This is a genomic window from Halorussus salinus, assembly GCF_004765815.2.
In the GTDB taxonomy this organism is placed as follows: Archaea; Halobacteriota; Halobacteria; order Halobacteriales; family Haladaptataceae; genus Halorussus; species Halorussus salinus.
Genome location: NZ_SBIS02000013.1, coordinates 86,347 through 104,264 on the forward strand (window position 1 = coordinate 86,347; position 17,918 = coordinate 104,264).

Here is a 17,918-nt window from a genome sequence, read left to right on the forward strand (position 1 = left end):
TATCTACACTCGCAGTCGTCTCTGTGCTTGATGGCAGGGGCTTTGATCTAATCTTGGATCATTCCAATGATTGGTTGCCACCGAAGGGCGTCTCCCTAGCGAGTTGGTGCTTCAACCGATAGTCGAGGGCTCCGTTATGCGAGTAGTGGAGGGTGTACGATACATCTAGGTGTTCGTAGGCTACGAGTGCGCGATATCCCATGTGGAATCAGCGGGCCAACTGAGTGCGCCCGCAGTCCTGTCGGGCGCACAAAAACCTGGTCGTTCTCTCTAGTAACATACAGGCCGTGTCCCTGGGGGTTACAGGAATTGGCCTTCGGTTTCGCGGACGACTACTGGGAACGTCTCGGTGTGCTCCAGTCCGGCATACCGTATCGTCGCGGTCACCGACGTGGGTGTGATATCACGTAGGTCGTCGTACTCAATTGTGGGTTCTGAGAGGATGTTCCCGTCTCGGTCACGCATGGTCGACCGTTCGACCTTCACTGCGAGGTCGTGGCAGTCACCGTCGTATTGCCCGCATGCGAAGCCAACATGCTGGCCCTCCTCGAGCCGGGATTCGACGACCTCCGTGACTCGTTGCTGACCAAGGCTCGCACACTCGGCCTTCGCCCATCGCTCGAAGGACATCGTCTTGTAAGCTGATTCGCGCTCCGGCGGGTCTTCATCGTCGACCGACCGATACGCAACGTACCGGATGGCATGGTCGTCTGGTAGGTACTCGGTTCCAGCTGGTGGACCGGCCTCGTCCAGAATGGAGACGGAGTCGGCGTAGCCACGGTCGGTCATAGAGATGGGTGTACGGCAAGGCGACTTCTAAGTATTCGGTCACGCTTGGAATCACCGCCAGTGCCTTCGGTAACGCAAAAAGCTAGTCGCATATCAGGCATGAGTGGATCGGGTAGGGCCGTTGCGGTCACAGTCTCTTGTGAACTACCCCACCCTAATCGCTCACGGCTTGCGCCGTTCGCTCGGTGAGGGTGGGGCTTCCTGTTTCCACGACGCGCTTTGCAGATACAAACGTATCCACAGGGAGCGCAGTCTCCACAGGCGTTGAGTCGGAGTGAACCACTCCTACTTCTTTGAGGCCGCGAGAACGAATGTTCCACGCCGCATTCGCGTCTCTATCCGCTTCAAACCCACACGCCGGGCACGAGTGTTCACGAACCCACAGCGGCTTATCCGTCTTGACACCGCATGACGCGCACTCCTTCGTCGTGTCTTTCGGGTCAACAGCGACGAAGTGCGTTCCTTCGCGCTCGCACTTGTACTCGAGCATCCGCAGGAACGTTCCCCACGAGGCCCCGGCACGGTTCCGTGAGTTGCCGGGGAGTTCGACCAACCCGGCGGCGTCCAAGTCCTCGACCGCGACAAGGTCGTACTCTCGGGCGTAGTAGTTTGACAACTTGTGGAGGAAGTCTCGTCGCTTGCGCTTCAGGTCGGCGTGACGTTGGGCGACTGTCTTGCGTTGTTTCTCCCAATTGTTCGAGCCGTGTTCCTTCCGTGAGAGTTCGCGCTGTGCGCGTTCCAACCGCTCGCGCTCGTCGCTGAAGTCGGGACTCTCGATGGCGTACCCGTCGGTACCGTGGGCGTACTTCAGGATACCTACGTCGATACCGACGACTTTCTCGGGCGTCTCCGGTTTCTCGGGCGTTTCTTTGTCCACGTCGATGCCGAACGTGGCATACCACTCGCCCGTGGGTTCTTGTTTGACCGTGACCTGTTTGATGGTCGCGTTCTTGGGGATGTCTCGGTGGAGGTGAATCGGAATTTCACCAATTTTGCTCAACCACAGGACAGGCCGACCACTCGTATTCTTGAGTTTGAAGCCGGACTGGTTGTAGGTGAGCGACCGATACTCCCGAGGAGACTTCCACTTGAGCATCCCCACAGCCCGCCCATTCTCCTTCTGCGCTTTGAGTGTAGAGAGGTTCTCGTAGACGCGCTTGACGACCATCTGCAATACTTTCGAGTGAACGTCTCCGAGGTCGTCCCACCACGTTTTGAGGTCGGGAAGTCGTCCCTGTACCTCGTAGCGAGCGGGAATCTCGTCTGCGTCGTTCAGCAAGCAGAGAACGTGATTGTACAGTTGCCTACAAGTATCGACGTGGTGTAGAAGCTCCTCTTTGAGGGCCTCCGGTGGGTCGAGTCGATACTTGTAGTTGTACTGCATATTCTACTCGTCTGAACTGGGTTCGGAGACGCGAACGACTTTCACGTCGGCTCCGCGCCAGCGTTTGGGAACGATGACGTGGGCACTGTTACCCGACGGTTTTGCAGTCCCGTCGAGGACTTCTTCGCCTTCGATTTCAAATCTACCCATCGTGTTTGTATATACTATGAATATACATAAAGGTGGCGGTGGGGCTGTGGGCAGAGTGTCGCGGGTGTATGAGAACTGTGCGGCGCTGTATCCCCTCCCTACTGCGCTACCCGGTCGCTTCGCTCCCTGCGTTGCTCCTTGAGGAAGGGGACTTAGCGCCTAATCCCAGTTAAATTCGCTTTCGATTGGCGTATCGCAGAATAACACCGGTCTTCCGGAGAAATCCGGGACGAAAACTCTGTCAGTAGTATTGTTGGATGCTTTCGTGGACGCCGACGTAGTCGATGGTATCGCTGAGAGCATCAACGACGACGTCGATGGCTTGGTCAAGTTCGTATTCCTTGTATTGGCCGCCGCCTGCGCCCTCGTTGATTTCGTCTGCGGAGATGATGCCGAGCATGGCGAGACTGTCAAGATGTTCACGCACCCATCGAGTTGAGAGCACTCGTTCACCGGTCCGGTCAACGAGACGTTCGTAGCGCTCGTATACGTCGGTCGTCCGAACAGGGGTTCGGCCTTCTGCATCGAGTGTTGCCACGGCGTACGCGACGTACTGTGATTGCTCGCCACGGTCAGCAAGTCCTTTTGAAATCGTCTGTCGCTCGACAGTGCTTTTTGCTTCTTTGACGTGGTCAACTGTGACCGTGCTTTGGTTTGCATCACGGGCTAGGTCGCCAGCAACGAGAAGGTAGTCAAGTGCTTCACGGGCGTCGCCGGTTTCTTGGGCGGCATATGCGGCGCAGAGCGGGATGACGTCATCGTTCACGCTCTCGTCTTTGAATGCGACTTCTCGACGTTGCTCGAGAACTTGCCGGAGTTCGGTCGCGTCGTAGTCTGAGAACGAAAGTTCACGCTCACAAAGCGAGGATTTGACTTTCGCGGACAGTCGGTCGCGAAAAGTCATATCGTTGGAAATGCCGATAACACCAATTCGTGCGGTTTCAAGGTTGTCGTTTTCACGTGCTCGGGAAAGCTGGTAGAGAATCGAATCGTCTTTGCGGACGTGATCGACTTCGTCGAGGACGAGGAGCGTGATACCGGCGTTGCTGTCGAACTCCTCCCACATCATCGCGTAAACTTCGGCTTTGGAGTATCCCGATTCGCTGATTTGCTGTGTCGGCTCTCGGAGACTATTGACGATTCTGACGGCGACTTGGTAACTGGACTCAAGTCCGTCACAGTTGATGTGGAGCGTGGCGAGGTCGAGGTCGTCGTATTCTTGTGCGTCCTGTTCAAGTGTTCGAAGCATGAACTTCGTCGCGGCTGTTTTCCCAACACCAGCTTTCCCATAGAGGAAGATATTCGATGGTTGGTCGCCCCAGATGACGGGGTTGAGGAGTTGCTGGTATTCTTCGAGTTCGTCATCTCGACCGACAAGTTCGTCGGGCGTGTAATCATCGAGAAGGGCGTCCCGGTTCGTGTAGGGCGTTTTCCCACGTTCAAACCCGATGGAAGTCACATGTAGAGGCTCTCAAAGCAATGGGATAAGCGTATCGAACCACTACTTCCGTAGCTTCCGGAGGTTCCTGAGTTTGGTTTCATTTAAAACGCAGAACACCGTTCTTCCGGAGTTCTCAGAGTCATTCACGGCTACCCACCGTCGAACACTGCATTTCCGGAGTTTCCGGATAAGTCGAACTCCCCGAGCAGACACACACCATTCTTCCGGAGTAATCGCCCAAGAGAGCACGGCGGACGCTATTCTCCAACACCTATATCGTTTAAATAGACTATTATGCCTATAGTACGGATTTAGTTTCTACCATATTAACTTAAAGGTTCGTGTTTCTAGAGCAGAAACTGAACGAGGAGAGGAAGTGTATCTGGAAATAACTCCGGAAGAGCGGTGTGTGTGTTCGAGAGAAGTCGCAGTCAGTAGTCACTTGTTTGCCGAAGCTCACCCAGAAGTCGTTCAGGACAGACTTCGAGGAAGCTGAGCGGGGCTTCAACCTCTATCGCTCCCGGTTCATGGACTGATTCGTCATCAGTTTCGAGTTGGAAATGCGTTGTCCCGAGTTCTGGATGGTCGTCGTCTTTGTGCCAGCCGAGACTCACGACATCGTCCGCCTAATGAACGGCACAATCGGTCTGACTATCCTCTATGCGGGTGGTTCGTGGATGACTCCTCGGGAGGCGACTCCACTCCGAGTGTCGTGAGCGAATTCTTGAGGCTGATTGCGAATTGAATTGCTTCACGCATCTCGATGTTGTACACCCACTCGTCGATGGTTTCGAGGCGCTCATGTCGACCCTCACTATCGAGGTCGTCACGGCCGACGCTCTGGCGGAGTTCTGTGAGTGATTCAACCTCGTAGGTGTCCTTCCACGTATCAATCTCCTCCCCAATTGCGTTGAGTTCCTGTGAGAGTTCGTCGAGCGTGTGTACTTCTGCAAGCGCACGCACCTCATGAAGAAACTGCGTGACGTTATCTGATTTGTAACTCCTCTCTTCGTCCGTTTCGATGACTTCCAGATCATCTTCTTCGACCATCCTCTCAAGATACGTCACGGCAGTATCGCGAGAGACCTCTGCCTCCTTAGCAATCCACTCAGCAGTACGTGATTCTATCCGCGTTAGCGCTACATGGCGGACACGTGCTGTCGTATCCATATTTTCGGGCCATCTCGATGTTTTCGTCGTCATAAGTCATGTGAGAAGTCAATCTGCTTGTTCAGAGCGTTCGACTCTCGGTAGCGCAAAGAATCCCCGTGTAAGAGGCGAAGCAAACGAGTAGATAGTAGACGGAGAGAAACTCGTTACGCACATCTGTATACGTAGGCCAATCAGTGACTTCGACATTCATCCATCGAGGCCCCACTGAACGTCTTCCTCAACTGCTTCGACTTCGCGTTCTGCACGCTTGATTTGGTCTCGACCGACAAGTTCAATTGCGGTGTCTCGGTCAACGTCGCCATCTAAATACTGAGACAGTACGGCGTCTGTCCAGAGAATCTCGACACCACGCTCTATGGCTTCTTCGAGAATTTCGGATTCGGAGATGCCTCGTATCTTAGAAATCTCCTGAACACGCTCGGTGATGGTCTCCGTCATAGTAGAATGTCACTCCGTTTCTTGATAAACGCCATAGCAACTGTGCTAAGATCTAGAAATTGGAGGTTAGTCTGCACTTGCGGGTGTACTCTCTGTATCCCCATCCTCAAGGAAAGGGTAGTCGATGTGTATCTCGATTTTGTCGAAGGGCACGGCTGGCTGGATTGCGCCACCAGGGCCGCCCTCTTTGAGTTCGAGAATTCCGACTACCTCCAAGTGCTTCAAATCGGAATGGACATCGGACACATTCCGGTCAACGAGGCGGGCGGCCTCACGCATGCTCTCGGGTTGTTCGGTCGCAATTGCTTTGATGAGTTCAAGACGGAGTGGCGTGAGGCTGTCGACGAAATCATCGTAGGTGCCGAACTGGAGGACGGCACGCTCATCACTCTCTTCTAGCTCGTCTTCTTTGGCATACTGGATGAAGTTGAGGGTGTTCTCACGAACCTGCGCTCGGTCGCCGACAGTAACGTGAAGCGTGGTCATATTTGATACGGAGTTCACCGCTACTTCGTCCTGCATATCGTCCCACCGCCCATCGATTTCGCGTGACTAGACCAAGCCCTTTCGGGGGATAGGGGATGTCGAAGACGCCGTTGGCGGCAGTAAGGTTTCCTCAGGAGGAGATATATCCATTCAGTTGTCTCGCCACATCCGCGATACGTTCATCAACGAGGGAGGTCATATGGAACTCCACGTCTGCAGCACTATTGAGAGTCGCGAGCGCCCACGGAAGAACGTGACTTCGTTCTCCGAGTGGTTCGCCCTCGTAATCGTCGTCTCGAAGCGTGAGTGACTCCTCGTGGTAGGTCTTCGTGGAGATCAGGACCGTGATGAGTTGCAAGCCGTGGGTCGGAAACCGAGGTGTTCCCAGAATGAGCATCGGGCGACCTTTGTCTGAGAGCGGATCGGTTCCCCAGATGATGTCACCGCGCTCCAGTTCATCGAACGCGGTCACTGCACGTCCTCCATCTCGTCGGTTTTCAACTCCTCAAGATGCTCCTCGCCGTACTGCTCGTCTGCGGTCTGGTGGTGCTGGTGGAGCCGGTAGGCGGCCCGGAGCCGTTCCTCATCGTCAGTAATCGCCCAGTACGGCCGCTTGTGCCGCACGAGACCTCGTTCCTTCAGCCGCGAGAGAATCGCACTCACGGCGTCCGTATCTAACTCAAGTTGCTCGGCAATCGTTGCCGCCTTCCACGCACGGTCGTCGTTCTCGTCGAGGAACACCACGATCCGCTCGGTATCGTTCTGCTCCTCGAATTCGCCGTCGTCGGCGTTCTCGAACTCGTCAATATCGATGGTGCCGCTCGACATAGACCTAGTGTTGGGACTGTTGGAACATAGCTGTTTGGTATGTTTGTTACTTTGGGTTGGAGTGTTACCGTGCATAGAAATACAGGATGGAGTTACTCAGCTGGCGTCGCGACGAGGTGCTCCTCAGTCTCACGCGTTCAGTACGTTGCGAGTCTGTCTAGGCGACATCGCTCGCACAACTACAACGGGCCGTCGAGATACCCGAGCTCGACACAGATTGGGTGGGTGACTCCGCTTCAAACCGTTCGTAATCGGGTGATGTACTATCGAATGCATCTCATCGGTCATGGGAATCACGTTGGCGCGCATCTACGCGCCTCGGCCTCTCAGGCGCGTACAAACTGCTAGTTCCCGCGAGTTAACCAACAGACGCTCCCGAGTAATACCAAGCGTTGGTTAAGAATTGGGCTTGCCGGACTCGTCTGCCGTTGAGGGGCCTAACTCGGGGAACATTGCAGTCCCAATACCGCACGTTTATATCGTACGACCAGAACCAATCGGGGGTGGGATACCCTGTTTCTCCCCTAAATCCCCCATCTGGGTATCCCACGCCTGAGCCTGACCTCGTAGACACGCACTATACAGTATTCGTTGGTCGATAGCCGACGACGCAATCTTTCTACTAACTACCGAGGCCATGAGTCCAAACCGAAGGTTCGGTCGGACCCCAATGGTCTATTTGATGGCGTCCAATATATCGAATGATGCCGAGTTCACGGAGGCCCCTGAGCACGAGCGAGCAATCTGTGCTCGACCACCTCGACACGTATATCGAGACCACGGCAGATGAGGAGCGTATCTCACACGCAGACGCCGTCACGTACCTCAGTGAGCAAGGAATCAACCGTGCTGACGCCGATGAGCTTGTCGAACAACTATTATTGAAAGGATATCTGTACGAGGTCGGCGACAGACTCCGTATTCCACCTCGCATCTAACCGCTTACAGCCTGCATCCGTCTTACCAGACTAACATTTCTCTACGAACACCTACGAGTCAGGGTCGTTTCCGAACAACCGCTTCGTCCGCCCCCAGACAGACTCCGACTGTGACTCCCCATCATCCGGACTCCCAGCAACACCCTGCCCCTCGTGAGTCTGGTTCGTCGCTTGCTGACGCTCCGCGAGTTCATCTGTGAGTTGCTCGACTTCCGCTTCGAGTTTGTCAATGCGGTCGTTCTTCCATTCGAGGAGCGTCTCCAGTTCTTCGACACGCTCGGCCAACAGCCGATTCTTCTCGGTGAGATACGCCTGACTACGAGCTGAGTCCTCACGGCCAGTATCAACCGAGGAGTCCCCCGTTGCGGTAGAGTCCCGAGCCAACTCTTTTTTCGGTTCTGGGTCGTAGAACGCCGAGGTATTCCCTACTGCTCGTTCGATGGTCTTCTCTCCGTACGTCGAACCGTCTGCATAGTGGACCTCATCCCATTTCTCACGGAGCAACCCAGACTGGCGAAACAGATCGTCCATCCGGGTTTGGTCGCCGCCAGTCCAGAACGCTAGCATATTGCAGAGCGCCATATCCGCTTCCGACTGACTATCATATCCACCCGTATTCCCTTTCCAGAGACGCTCGAACTTCGCCCCATTCGACGCATTCATCGCCTTCTCCAGCAACTCCTCATCTGCGAGGTCAACGTCAACTTCACGTGGCCCATCCGTCGTAGGGTCCTCGTCAGCGCCCTCACGCGGGTCAGGTTCGGCCTCCGAACTGTCGTCGGTGTCTTGGACGTACTCACGATGAATGGCCGAGAGCGCATCCTGCCGCCGTGCAACACGCGTCGGCGTCTCCTCAACGTGGTCGCCGGTCACGGTGAAAAACCGTGCCGTCTCATACAGCTCGAAGCTTCCACGTCGATTCCGGCCCTCAGGGAGGTCGCCTTTAATCAGCACGTGATACCCAGTTCCAGATGGTGAAACCTCGGTGTACGAGTCGAGACGCTCAATGATGTCACGTGCCGCCTCGTCAGCCTCCTCGGTTTCAGGGTCCCGGCAATCGTCGAGGTCCACGCCAACGATGAGATCATCATCGGTAAAGACGAACCCGACGCCGTCCGCGTTCCCTGCTTCGATGTAGTTGAGCGCGGTCTCCAATCCCGTCCACGTCTCCGAATCCGTCGAGGACGCGAACCCACCCGACCCCGGTGTCACCGGAATCTTCGTCGCCTTCCCATCCCGTTGCTCCTCCTTCCAGCACACCCACTGCTCGCGCTCACACAACTCATCCGGAAGCACCGAGACCCCGACTAGTGACTCAGAATCCATCCTCGTCTCTCCTTGTAGATACTTCTTGGAACATCGCACACCTACTATCACGACGATGATAAAACGGCGCTCGACGAGCAGGCTGACCGTTACCCCATCCAACGGGTGCAACCCGTTCTATATTAGTTGGTCTTTGGGCGGGGATTTGCATGGACGGCGTCCTCGTCATGCGATTTTGCGTGGACAGTCGTGTCCATGCAACACCCTTGGCCGTCCAGTCTGCATGGAAGGGAGTGTAGAAGACCGAAGCTGCTCGTCTTGAGGCTTGTATTGCACTATTTCGTCGGCTAGCTTCTGTCGAATGAGGGCGGTGGCTAAGCCACCCGCGGATTGTATCCTATATTTGATTGGTTTCATTGTTCGAGTAGTGTCTTAGCCTCTTGTGTCAGCGTGATTCCAACGTAGAACTGAACGCGCTCACCGTTCACTCGCGACCGATCAGTATCGAATTCAATGACGTTCTGCAATTTCCGAGTGAACCATCCCTTGTTCGTCCCGTCAATATCGTGCTGGTCAGTCCAATTAGAATACGCCTGAAATAGGTCATCCTGTGGAACCTTGGCCTCGTCCACTTGCTGAACATACATTGCGGTGAACGCCTCGACACCATCGCCACTCAGATCGACATCCACCGACTTAGCAGGTGACTGAGAATCAGCGTCCTCGGGCGATGGGAGAGTCTTCTCACTCTGGGTAGAGTTCTCAGACTGCTCTGCATCTTCAGTCAAAGTGTCGGGCCATAGTTCTACAGAGTCGGGATTCTCTGGGAGCGCATACGTCTCGCCTTGCTGGAAGACCGTCGGATTGCCGTCCGCTGATAGAATCAGAACAACGTAGCTATCTTGGGGAATCTCAGCTTCCGGCAGTTCGTCGCTTGGGACGAATGGTCGCTTGATTGGCGTCCACTCCGCCTCGAACTCCTCTTTCGAGTCATATGTCTGTGTTTCGCCGGGTTCGTGGACGGTGTACTGCCCGGTTTCTCGGTCATGACTGTAGTAAGCCGGAACCACGTCTTTCGAGAGTGTTCCTTCGTCGGGCATACGAGCGAACTTCGTCTCGCCGTCAGAGAGCACGCGCTCGTCACCGTCGCGGGTCCAGACTGTCCGGTTCGTGTCAGAGGTACGTGGCCGGACTGCAGTCACGCCACCATGCGCTGTTGCGCCACCGCCGAACGTCACGACCTCGTCGCAGTTGTAGAACTGCTCGGTCCCATCTGCGCGCTCTTGGAGTGGCGGCGAGAGAATATTCTCAACCCGTGACGCCCACTTCGTCTCCGAGTCACCCGGTCGAACGACAAAGATTGGAATCCGGTCTGCTTCGTGGGCGCGCTTGAGATTCTGCAAGACCTTCACAGGCCGGTCCAGCGTCGTCGTCTCAGCCTCGATATTGAACACGGCGTCATGGTCCGGATGGGTTGCAATAGCGTCAGGCTGTTCACTTCCGTCCTGTTCGACAATCTCAACGCTAAACCCACGCTCAGTTAGTGCTGCCTCAGTCTCGACGAGGACTGCATCGTGAGTTTCACCGCCCGCAGATCGAACGGACCCTGTCTCCGGTTCAACCATCGTCTCCCCATCGTCGGTGAGACGGACCACGATATCGTCGTCCTGCAACTCGACTTCCATTAGTCCAGAGGCGTCTCGTACGTCGGGCAAGTCCTCGGGCGCATACTCGATATCGGCATCCTGATTGTCGAGGCGGACCGCGAGTTCGTCGTCCACTGCGGCGACATCCACCCAGCCGTTTTCTGCACGGACACCCTCCCGAATCTGGACTGCGCGAATCGCCTCGGCCATCGTTTTGTCCAGTATCCTCGTGGGGTTCGCCGCCTCGTTGGCATCACCATAGATGAGGTTCTGCATGATTTCGGCGTCAGTCAACGGGTCCGTCCCATAGCGTTCGAGACTCTCCTCGATGATCTCGTCAACCTCCGCGGACGACCGGAGCGGCGGATATGGCGCGAACGAATTGAGTAGAACTGGTTCAGAGTAGCGACCACCACTAAGAGGGAGTTTCGTCCATGCTTTGTACTGGTCAGTCGAGATGAGATCCTCTGCTGTATAGTCGCGGAATCGCTTCATCAACAGGCGAGCGTCGTCCACGCTGTTCACTGAGAACGCGATGAGGTTGTCGCAGTTATTCTGCACTGCTTCGAGCGTCTCTTCTTCGAACTGCGATGGATACTGGGACGCAAGCGTCACGGAGAGACGCATCGAGCGAGCGCGAGCGAGCATCGACTCAATGTCAAGGTTATCGCTGGCAATCTCATCGAACTCGTCAACAAGCACAAAGTAGGGGTCAGGGTCACGGTCTAACTCGTACGACCGGCGTTGAATCGCACTCCAGAGATTCCGCATCACACCGAGCGTGATCATCTTCTTGATATCCGTGTTCTCGACGGGCGTCCGAACGATGACGATACGGTCGTTCTCGATGATATCGCGGAAATCAATGGTGCTCTCGCGGTGGGCGATAATCCGCCGGATAACCGAGTTCTCGACCCACGATTTAATCCGCTTCAGGATGGGTCGCACCGTCTCGTCCTCCATCTTCGCAATTTCGATGCAGAACTCACGCACATAGGGGTCCTCGACATTAGCCGCGAACTCTTCGCGACGCTCGGCGTTCAACAGCGTAAAATACAGATCAATCACCGAGAACGGCTTCTCGGACTGCATCATCGCCCGCCCCATCGACTCGGTGATTGACTCCATGTTGATGCCCCAGTATTCGTCGGTATCGAAAATCGCCTTCAGATTCTCGATCCGGCTCTCAATCTCGTTCTCGTATTCCTCCGGCGTCTCGCACTCGGGAACTTCGAGGAAATTCAGCCCAACCGTCTTCTCGTGCTTGGACGAGCCCGGTTCGATCCAAATCACATCGTCAAGGCGGTGAGCGGGGAGTTTCCGCAGAAGGTCACGGGAGTCGCGGCCTTTGGGGTCGAAGTAGACGAAACCGTGGCCAGCGTACGCCAACTGGACCGAGATATTGTTCATCTCCGTTGATTTCCCGTAGCCCGTCACGCCCTGAATCCAGATATGGCGGAACAACGAGTCGAAGCGAAGCGGTGCTTCACGGAATCCTCGCTGGACGTCCTCGTCGTATCCAATCCACAGTTGGTCAAACGTGCCCTCAGCACTTGCTTCGATCATCTCACGGACGTACGGGCCTGCAACGAGACCTTCATCGGCTGTCTCGGTGCTAACGGCCTTCCCGCCGACGTAGGTTGTGTCCTCCTCGGTAATGTCGTACGGTTCACCGAGAAGCGATTGGGCGTCGAGTGTAGAGTCGGCCTCCGTGTCGTCTGCTTCTGGCTTCTCAGATGCAGAGGTAGTGTCAGACGACGCCTCGGAGTCGTCACTCCCGAAAATTCGATCAAACACCATGATTTCCTCTGTTGGAACTGGAGTCGTCGTCTTCGCCACTCTCGGTTTGGCGGTCGTGTTGTCCTGCGTCAGCAGGAACTCGGTCGCCGCGCTGAGTGTGTCGCCAGTCGATGTTCGGCGTCTCGATGTCATCACTCGGGATATGGGCAACACCAGCGAGTTCGTCGATAGTTAGAATCATCCGCTGGTCGGTCCAGTCACGGGCGGCCATCCGCTCGACATGCTGGTGGAGTTTGTTCGCCCGTTTCGCCTCTTTGCGGTGCCAGATTGGTGTATCTTCGAAGCCCTGCTCGGTGACGCCCCAGTAGAGTTTCTTGAACATTCCCGCGACACCACGGGCACGCGCTTCTGCCTCACTCTGGTCTGCAGAGACGGCTAGAATACGGATGTTCGCGTGGAAAGCCTGTTTGCCGCGCTGTTGTGCGACAGTTTTGGCGATCTGCTTGTCCGTCTCGTTGGCCGGACGGGTTCGTGGATTCAGCCAGCCGACTGAGGTTCCGTTTCGATGGGCTTCCGCGAGTTCCTCAACGCTGTTGTGTTTGAATCGGTCGCCGTCAGTCCACGACTGCTTCGCGGGCCGGAAAACGACTTGCACGACGACCATGCTATCGTCAAGCGAAAGCATCTCACTCGTGATTTCACCATAGGGATCCATCTCGAACTCCTCGCTGTTGTGGTGGCGAATCGGATAGTAGGGAATCTTCTTCAGGCCCAGTCGGGCACCAGCGACGTGTTCGTCGGGCTTGATTACGGGAAACGTGACGCCGTCTTCGACGTGAAAAACTTCGCTGTTGGCGTAGTTGTTACCGACGCGGCGACGGAACTTGTCGGCGGCCGCGTCGGTCGCGGCGTGCATGTAGAACTTGATTTTGCCTTCATCGAACCATATCTCGAACGAGTGGTGGTCGCTTGTGTTCTTCCCACGGAAGTTCGTGGTCACGTCGTGGACCGACCGGAGGAGACCGGTCGCGCCGAGGATGTCCTCGTTTTCTTTGAATGGCCGAATACGGAGCAGGCTACCGGATGTGTCCTCGGCCTGCTGGACGAACGCTTCGTCAAGGGGGAGTTGGGTTGCGCTGTACTGCGGTGAACCGCCGATGATGCGGCTGAATTTAGACATTGTTCGTGTTCTCCGTGGAGGTCTCTGCTGAGTCGTGTTCTGTCGGTACTCCACTCCCATCCGCACGAGCAGTCGAATCGGCTACGCCATTACTGAGTGATGCAGTGAGAACGGCGTCGATAACCTCCTGCCGTGAAAATCCATCTTCGAGAATCCGCATCGCGTCTTGCTCACGGACGCCGAAGCGATTGGTGAGCGCGTTCCGCCGGGCTTCATCCTCAACGAGTTCCTCGAACGCCACGAACTCCTCAGGGTCGGCGGAGATCGCCTGCTGGATGAACTCACGGTCATCGGGTTCGTAGTCAATGACGCGCCTCTCGAACTCGTCGGCAACGATGTGGAGCGGATATGTGCCGTGTTCTTCGACGTGGACGAGCGCCTGACTGTACCCGAGGTCGTCCTTGCCAGCGTCGGCATGCCGGACGTACTTGCGTTGCTCACGAGTCAGCCCAATCTTCTCAGCTATTTCGTCATCCAATTCCGGCAGTTTATGGAAGACCTTGATTGGGCACATTCCGAGGATTTTCTCGGCTTGCTCGGCCTCGTAGAACTCTTGAATCGTCTGGGAGAGCAAGACCATCCGAAGGCCAGCGTGGCGTTGGTGGCGGAACGCTGTTTCGAGGAAATCGAGATTCGCTTGATCCTCGAAGAGATAATGCGCCTCGTCGATGGCAAGTTCGACGTTTCGGTCGGTCTTTTTCGCCTGTTGGTAGACCGTCGTGAGGAGTAACTGCATCAGGAACGTCTGGCGGTTGATACCTGACGCCGTCCCCTCGATTTGGCCGAGGTCGATATAGACCACCTTGTTGTCGCCTTCGAGAACGTCGACCTCGGAGCGCTGTGAGAGATTCTCGTATGCACCGCCCTCTTGGAACGGTTGGAGTGCAATCGCAAGTTCATCGGCGTACTGGGCGGCGCGCTCGCGGGCAGACTCCGACGTGGCGATGTTATGCTCGTCGGGGTTCTTCGCGATGTCCGCGAGAATTCGATGGACGTCCGTCATCGTCGGCGAGTTCTCGGGCGTGTGCGTCGAAACGTCACCCTCGACGACACCGGCTTGCCGGTAGGCCTCGTCAATGACATACGAGAGGGCGCCCGTTTCGGTCCCAAGGTCGATATCGCGGGCGGTCAGGAAGTTCTCAAGCACCGCGTACACTTCGTCTTTCTTCGCAGACAATGGCGAGATACCGTCGGCAGATTCGAGGACCTCCTGTGGTGTCTCTCGAATCTCCAGCGGATTCAGTCGTGTGTCGCCACCCACCGTAATCGTCTTCGCATCGAGCGCGTCGGCGAGTCCCTTGAACCCACCAACGGGGTCAATCATCACAAGCATCGTCTCCTGCTGGCGCTTCATCAGCCGGAGGTGGCGCATTATGTCGCCGAACGTCTTCCCAGCGCCGGGCATGCCGACGACAAGTTCGCTATGGCCGGTTTCGAGGTCCCACGGATTGATTTGGACGGGAGAACCGTTGTGACCGTGGTACCCATACTCGACGCCCTCCTCCATCATCAAGTAGTTCGAGGAGAACGGGAACATCGCGCCGATGGCCTGATTGGTCATTGTGGACATCCGGTCGCGCCCGAGTTCGTTCGCGCCGAGTGGTGACACCGTCGCAAGCCCCTTCTCTTGCCAACGGTTCGCCACCTTGAGCGTGCAATTCGCGGGCGCATCCTTGACAATCGATCGGAGGCGCTTCGTCTGATTGTCGAGTTCCTGCTTGCTCTCAGCAGAGAGACGGATGAAGACGCCACCCCGGTAGAACGACGCCTTGTTCGCGCGGACGAGCGAGCGCATGAACTTCCCGCGGTCGATATCCTCCTGTAGGTCCTCGGCTTTGAGGCTGTTCGCGTCGTACTGGTTGACTTTCAAGTCCGAAATCCAGTCGGCCATCATGTCCTCGGCCGATTGTGTGTCGAACGGGTCGAGGTGAATACTGACGTCCGTCTGGAGATCAGTCTCCAACAGGAGTCGCTCGAACATCCCATTGGCAGGTTTCTCGGGGAACTGCTCAATCCAGAACGTTCGGACGTACGTCTCGTCGTTGAGAACCGCATAGGTTGTCTCCCAGTCAACAGCAGATGGCGCGATGACCGACTGGTGCATCGTTGAGGCGTCATCGAGACGGTCCTCAGAGGCGACATTCGTCTCGGTGGCCTCGCTGTCGTCCATTGCATCAATAATGCTATCCGGGGAGGGATTCGACGGGACGTCGTCGCTGAGACCGTGTGCGACAACCGGGAACGTCCCGATGGCGTTCGCGATATCGTCGTACTCCTCGGTGTGGCCTGTCCAGTATTCGTTCGTCACGCGAGCAAGATCGTAAGCATCAACGGGACTCACTGAACAGCGGTAGAGTGACGACCCACCACGACGAATCTGGCCGAGACGCGATTCCAACTGGTCTTCCTTCAGGTGGTCGCGTTCGGCCTCGGAGAGACCGTCAGACTGGAACCCGCCAAACGCACGTCCCAGAACGGGAACGTCCGCGAGGTAGGCAAGGACACTATCGCCGGTCTCGTCAAGTTGTTCGACGTCGGCGTCACGGACGGCCGTAATGATGTAGTATTCTCGGATGGTCGTGCTTTCGGAGTCGATATCGCCGTTCTGGTTGGTGTTGGTGGTGATGTACTCTTCGAGTAGTCGTTTGAGGACCGGCCGAGAACGAACGTCGGCGTCACCAAGGCGTTGCTGGTGTTCGCGGACGGTATCGTCTTGGTCAACCTCCCGACTCGTAATGTAGAACTTCACGGGGAAGTCGAGGGTTGCATTGACGAACTCAGAGAGGGACTCGACGGCCTTCGCCCACGCTTCGTCGTCTTCGAGCGCCATGTTCGCTGGTTCGACTTTCATCGCACCGACGAGCGCGCCGTCCGACCGCTCGATAGCGTGCGGGAAGACTTGCCCGACGCGGGTCAAGTAGCGGACCTCGCTGTTGTCCTCGCCGTGGGTGTACTCTTTGTTCTTGACCGCCCAGCCAAGGCGTGCGGCCAGCCATTCGGTCAGCCAGAGGTGGGAAGGCTTCACCTTGTGGAGTAGCCCGAGGAGAAGACTGAGCGTGGTACCAAGTCCGAGGATGGGTATCGTGAGGGTGGCTGGGACGAGTGCTGCGCCGATGAGCGTGACGAACGCGACGCCGATGAACAGCATGAGTTCGCCGATGGTGTAGCCGCGGAAGAACGCGGTCGTCCCGCCGAGCGACTGATGGATTCGTCGTGCACTATACTCGTAGTCGTCAGTTTTGGTACTCATAGGAAATTACCACCGTGACACCTTGTGCTTCGTCTTCCGGAACGCCTGCTTCGACCGGGTCTTCGCAGTCTGTGTTGCTTGTGTTACGTCTGCTTTCGCTTGGTCACGCATCCGGCCGGACTCCGACTTCCGGAGGTCGTTATAGCGGCCAGCGTGTGTTTTCGCGGATTGAGCAGACGACCCGAGTTTGTAGGCGTTCGAGTCGCCGCTCCCGAGTTGCGTCTGTCCACCCTTCGTGACCGGCCCGTGTGCGTTCTGAGCGTACCCACGGTGGACGTTGCGGGCACCGCGAACCGATTTGCCAGTTCCCTTCCTTGCGGCAGTCTTCGCTTTCGGCGCACCTCTTGCAGTCGTCTGTGTGCCTGAATGAGCGATCCGTTGGAGTGTTGGGGCACTCCAATAGACCGTCAGAATACTCGCAATGCAGGCTGCGGGGATAAGCGAAAGACCGAGAATCAACGCGAACAACGCACTCAATCCACTAGCTGGATCGGTCTGCCAGCCGAGGCGGAATAGAGCTGCTGCTGGAACTCCAGCGATGATAAGACCGGGATAGATGCTTGCGGTTCGGCGAGCAGTATTGGATATGGAGCTAAGGGGCCACACGTCTACCGCCCACAGAACACCGAGTAATGGCATTAGCGGCGTCAGAACGATTATCCCGAGCCAGCGGAGGCCGTAAACGAATGCGGCCAGGAGAAGTAATATGTTCTCGACAAAGGCGATTACTAACACAGCGATTAAACCGCCAAGTCCAGCTTTTGTCAGCTGACCAAACCCAGAGGACATCTGCTCAATTGGAGCGAGCGTCATCCCAACCGCGTTCACGAACTGGAGTGGAATCGAGACGAGCGGGAACCAAACGAACGACCCAAGAAATACAATGCCAATCCGTCGAAGGAGTCGCTTGCGGCGATATTCACTAATCGAACCTGCACGAAGCCCAATGAAGGCAAGCGCGACGAGCAACAGCATAATCGCTAATGGGAGGATATACGGGAGGTAGAAATCTTGGTAAATCGAGTTCCAAGGATCGTTCGACGGAGCATTCACGACGATGTACCGTGAATCGGATTCAGGAGCAGGAACGCCGATTATCGGTTGCAGGAGGGCTTGGAAGAGATCCTCTGCGAGTCCAAGCAGTCCATCCCTTACGTCGGTGAGAACGTCCGTGATGGCATTCTCAATCTCGTTTTCTAGCCATCCCAT

Annotated in this window: 16 protein-coding genes; 1 reads left to right on the forward strand and 15 read right to left on the reverse strand. The window is 56.2% G+C overall.

All coding sequences use genetic code 11. From position 1 onward, the window contains the following. Nucleotides 1-58 precede the first annotated feature (58 nt). From EPL00_RS24235 to EPL00_RS22380, 10 genes are all read right to left on the reverse strand, one after another. Nucleotides 59-202 (reverse strand): DUF6735 family protein, encoded by a 144-nt coding sequence (locus EPL00_RS24235; protein WP_368407960.1) that lies wholly within the window; start codon nucleotides 200-202, stop codon nucleotides 59-61. Nucleotides 203-300: 98 nt separating this feature from the next. Beyond that, nucleotides 301-789, reverse strand: coding sequence for a hypothetical protein (locus EPL00_RS22340; RefSeq protein WP_135855143.1), 489 nt, complete (start codon nucleotides 787-789; stop codon nucleotides 301-303). 154 nt (nucleotides 790-943) lie between these two features. Further along, nucleotides 944-2,173, reverse strand: a complete 1,230-nt coding sequence (locus tag EPL00_RS22345; protein WP_135855144.1) for an RNA-guided endonuclease InsQ/TnpB family protein — start codon at nucleotides 2,171-2,173, stop codon at nucleotides 944-946. A 3-nt stretch (nucleotides 2,174-2,176) separates the two neighbouring features. Beyond that, nucleotides 2,177-2,323 (reverse strand): DUF2080 family transposase-associated protein, encoded by a 147-nt coding sequence (locus EPL00_RS22350; protein ID WP_135855145.1) that lies wholly within the window; start codon nucleotides 2,321-2,323, stop codon nucleotides 2,177-2,179. A gap of 241 nt (nucleotides 2,324-2,564) precedes the next feature. Continuing rightward, nucleotides 2,565-3,782 carry a Cdc6/Cdc18 family protein gene (locus EPL00_RS22355; RefSeq protein ID WP_394352088.1) on the reverse strand — a complete coding sequence of 406 codons (1,218 nt, stop codon included), beginning with the start codon at nucleotides 3,780-3,782 and terminating at the stop codon, nucleotides 2,565-2,567. Between the two features lie 633 nt (nucleotides 3,783-4,415). After that, a complete protein-coding gene (locus tag EPL00_RS22360) occupies nucleotides 4,416-4,934 on the reverse strand; it encodes a DUF7342 family protein (protein ID WP_135855146.1) in 519 nt (172 codons plus the stop codon). A gap of 189 nt (nucleotides 4,935-5,123) precedes the next feature. Next, nucleotides 5,124-5,375 (reverse strand): hypothetical protein, encoded by a 252-nt coding sequence (locus EPL00_RS22365; RefSeq protein WP_135855147.1) that lies wholly within the window; start codon nucleotides 5,373-5,375, stop codon nucleotides 5,124-5,126. 66 nt (nucleotides 5,376-5,441) lie between these two features. Further along, nucleotides 5,442-5,861 (reverse strand): HVO_A0114 family putative DNA-binding protein, encoded by a 420-nt coding sequence (locus EPL00_RS22370; RefSeq protein ID WP_135855166.1) that lies wholly within the window; start codon nucleotides 5,859-5,861, stop codon nucleotides 5,442-5,444. Nucleotides 5,862-5,991: 130 nt separating this feature from the next. Beyond that, on the reverse strand, nucleotides 5,992-6,333 hold the full coding sequence (locus EPL00_RS22375) for a PemK-like protein (protein WP_135855148.1): 342 nt from the start codon (nucleotides 6,331-6,333) through the stop codon (nucleotides 5,992-5,994). After that, the gene (locus EPL00_RS22380) at nucleotides 6,330-6,689 is read right to left on the reverse strand and encodes a MarR family transcriptional regulator (protein ID WP_135855149.1); all 360 of its coding nucleotides are present in this window, start codon (nucleotides 6,687-6,689) and stop codon (nucleotides 6,330-6,332) included. The genes EPL00_RS22375 and EPL00_RS22380 overlap by 4 nt, the downstream gene beginning before the upstream one ends. Before the next feature lie 746 nt (nucleotides 6,690-7,435). On the opposite strand from EPL00_RS22380, the gene EPL00_RS22385 reads away from it, so the two are divergent. Continuing rightward, on the forward strand, nucleotides 7,436-7,627 hold the full coding sequence (locus EPL00_RS22385; RefSeq protein ID WP_135855150.1) for a hypothetical protein: 192 nt from the start codon (nucleotides 7,436-7,438) through the stop codon (nucleotides 7,625-7,627). 51 nt (nucleotides 7,628-7,678) lie between these two features. Here EPL00_RS22385 and EPL00_RS22390 read toward each other — a convergent pair whose 3' ends face one another. The 5 genes from EPL00_RS22390 to EPL00_RS22410 all read right to left on the reverse strand — a co-directional run bounded on the left by EPL00_RS22390 (nucleotide 7,679) and on the right by EPL00_RS22410 (nucleotide 17,918). Then, nucleotides 7,679-8,953, reverse strand: coding sequence for a phage NrS-1 polymerase family protein (locus tag EPL00_RS22390; RefSeq protein ID WP_135855167.1), 1,275 nt, complete (start codon nucleotides 8,951-8,953; stop codon nucleotides 7,679-7,681). A gap of 353 nt (nucleotides 8,954-9,306) precedes the next feature. Then, nucleotides 9,307-12,339, reverse strand: a complete 3,033-nt coding sequence (locus tag EPL00_RS22395) for an ATP-binding protein (RefSeq protein ID WP_368407962.1) — start codon at nucleotides 12,337-12,339, stop codon at nucleotides 9,307-9,309. Beyond that, nucleotides 12,329-13,459, reverse strand: a complete 1,131-nt coding sequence (locus tag EPL00_RS23920; RefSeq protein WP_135855151.1) for a hypothetical protein — start codon at nucleotides 13,457-13,459, stop codon at nucleotides 12,329-12,331. Before EPL00_RS23920 ends, EPL00_RS22395 begins: the two co-directional genes overlap by 11 nt. Beyond that, nucleotides 13,452-16,709 carry a VirB4 family type IV secretion system protein gene (locus tag EPL00_RS22405; protein WP_135855000.1) on the reverse strand — a complete coding sequence of 1,086 codons (3,258 nt, stop codon included), beginning with the start codon at nucleotides 16,707-16,709 and terminating at the stop codon, nucleotides 13,452-13,454. Before EPL00_RS22405 ends, EPL00_RS23920 begins: the two co-directional genes overlap by 8 nt. 6 nt (nucleotides 16,710-16,715) lie before the next feature. Then, nucleotides 16,716-17,918 carry a hypothetical protein gene (locus EPL00_RS22410; protein ID WP_135855001.1) on the reverse strand — a complete coding sequence of 401 codons (1,203 nt, stop codon included), beginning with the start codon at nucleotides 17,916-17,918 and terminating at the stop codon, nucleotides 16,716-16,718.